Genomic DNA, 1,003 nt, shown 5'->3' with positions numbered 1-1,003 from the left:
TACGGGCAGAATCGCCATTGAATCCGACTACAACCGTCGATTTCTGGGGCTGGTCACAGGTTTATGAAACATCCGGGTTAGAGATGTGTCCGCCTGAGCGGGTGGGTTTTGTTGCTGAGCCTGGGTATCTCTATAACGACCTGAACCCGTTGAGCAGGCATAATGCGCGGCGGGCGGAGCAGCGTGCTGCCGAGGAGTGGCTTCAGCGCATGCCTCAGCGTCCAGTCTATGAGCAGCCGCTGGTCAGTATTGTGACGACTTGCAAGGGGCGCCTCGACCACCTTCAGCAGACCATCGATCGAATGCTGGCGCAGCCTCAAGCCCAGGTTGTCGTCGTCGACTATTCCTGTCCGCAAGCGGTTGGCAACTGGGTGGAGACGTGTTATCCCAAGGCCAGGGTCGTGCGGATCCCAGGGCGGCAAGTCTACAACGCCTCGCATTCTCGCAATGTTGGTGCGCTGCAGACGGCGACGCCTTGGCTTCTATTCGTGGATGCGGATGTGTTGTTGGCGCCCGACTTCCTTGAACAATTGTTGCCCCGTTTGCAGACGTCTCACAGCTACCATGCGCGGCCCTGGATTCCGAGTTCAATGGGGACATTTCTCTGCACCCGCGAAGCTTACGACAAGATCCAGGGATTTGATGAATGTATGCAGGGATGGGGTGATGAGGATCGGGACTTCATCGCGCGCCTGAGTCTCGCTGGCTATCAAGCTGACGCTTATCCAGTGGGCTTGATATCGATCATCGAACACTCGGACGCGCTGCGCATGCAGAACCATGTGATGAGCGAGCGGCAGCTGAGTGCGACGATCAATCGCACCTATATCAGCGTCAAACATGACCTAAGGAAACGCTGATCAAATACCGTTTACTATTCGTTAACACTGAAAGTGCCCTTTTTCACAAACATTTTGTTTTCAGTGGCTACGTCATGAGTGTTTCGCGCTCCATTCAATGGCCCGTGCGGCCCATTTCGGCCACATGTAGATCGTCATATCAC

General features: G+C 55.2%; 1 protein-coding gene. It reads left to right on the top strand.

What is annotated here, in order from left to right:
- Nucleotides 1-860: glycosyltransferase family 2 protein (locus GJ668_RS19795; RefSeq protein ID WP_186343239.1), on the top strand; the 860-nt coding region annotated here is incomplete at its 5' end.
- Nucleotides 861-1,003: the final 143 nt, after the last annotated feature.

Source organism: Allochromatium palmeri (assembly GCF_009720725.1).
GTDB lineage: Bacteria > Pseudomonadota > Gammaproteobacteria > Chromatiales > Chromatiaceae > Thermochromatium > Thermochromatium palmeri.
Note: the sequence above shows the minus strand (reverse complement) of the source record. Positions and strands in the feature narration are given on the sequence as shown.